We start from the raw sequence: 1408 nt of genomic DNA, 5'->3' as shown, positions 1-1408 counted from the left end.
CCTGTTTCATCTCCTCGCCTTGGGTTGACTCCTTGAGCACGTACCACTGGCGCTGCTCATCACTGATGGTGCAGCCCATCGCCTTCTCGACCGCGGCGAAGTATTCCTGCTGGGCTTTGCTGGCTGTCACACCAGATCTTGGCACCGTGGCCACATACTTCGGATCCTGCCACCAACCAAAGAAGTGAAACTTCCAATCCTGCTGGGTCAGCTCGTGAGTGGTTCGCTCCAGCTCGAGGGACTTCATGCTCATACTGTGGAAATCACCACCCACCCCTTCAGCCGTTGATTCGATGAATGCCACGCAGCCAGGGTGAATAGCGTTCAGGGTACCGGTTCGCACCTCTTTGGCCTTCTCGGGGTACTTGGCGCAGATCTTCCCGTGCTCTGACACATGCAGACGCTGGACGGTTCCGGAGCGAAAAGAGGTGGCTACCTGGATGCTGGAGCCATGGCGAAACAGGATGTAACCACCGTTGGCGCCGCCGCGGCGAGAGGCGATCGGGAAGCAGGCCTGAAGCCACGTTGGCAGGTTATCGAACGGGACTTCAATCTTGGTGCGGTAGATCTCCCCCGCCGCGGTCAGGTCTTGGGCGATGATCCCGCACTTGAGGTTCTTGTTGAACAGCGCCTCATCCAGCAGATAGATATCGATGGCGGTGGAGAAGCCTATCTGACGCGCCTTCAATACGATGTTGAGCCACCACATGGTCTTGAACAGCAGCGCCTGCGCCGGTCGCAGCCTGAATTGCACCAGCTCACCCTGCTCATTCTCCACCTTGTAGAGATTGTTCATCCGCCACCATTTATCGCCGAGCTTCGAGCGGATATAGGAAATCTGCTCCTGCTCAGTCATGGGGAAGATATCGGGTTCAGTCATGACATCAGTCCGCCAGTTCCGAGCTCCTGCAGCTCAGCGGTCATCTCTGCGACAGGAGTCGTGTCAGCACCACCATCCTTCTCGAGCAAGTCAGCCTCGGCGGTCAGCTTGCGGGTCGCGGCGTTGATACGCTTGGTGTCAGCCTCAATCTTCGGCCCACTCACCTCATCGATACGCAAGGCGCTCAAAGTACGCTCGATCGACTCAATGCGCTGGATATTGCGATCGAGAGCCTGCTCAGCCCGCAAGATCTTGTCATAGAGCGCAATGCGATCGGTCAGCTCCTGCGCTTCGGCCAGGTCATGCTGCAGGGCTTTCAAGGTCTTGGTGACAGAGATAACGCGCGCCCGGGTGAATATCAGCTCGTCCCTTAGCCTCAACTCCTCGGCTTGGTCGAACAACTCATCAGCATCGAGGAACTTGGCATAGCCACCATGGGTCTTGGTCAGCTGCATGCCGGGCTTGATGTTCGCTGGCGGATTGGGGTTGCCTGCGTTGCCCACTGACTCGCGGTTCCCCTTGTCAAAG

General features: G+C 57.7%; 2 pseudogenes. Both read right to left on the bottom strand.

The annotated features are described in order from the left end of the window. A pseudogene (locus ACW5W8_RS23630) lies at positions 1-880 on the bottom strand (terminase); the annotation flags it as partial. Further along, positions 877-1408, bottom strand: a pseudogene (locus ACW5W8_RS23625) (terminase); the annotation flags it as partial. The pseudogenes ACW5W8_RS23630 and ACW5W8_RS23625, both read right to left, overlap by 4 nt.

The sequence above is a fragment of the Aeromonas aquatilis genome (assembly GCF_054052405.1).
Note: the sequence above shows the minus strand (reverse complement) of the source record. Positions and strands in the feature narration are given on the sequence as shown.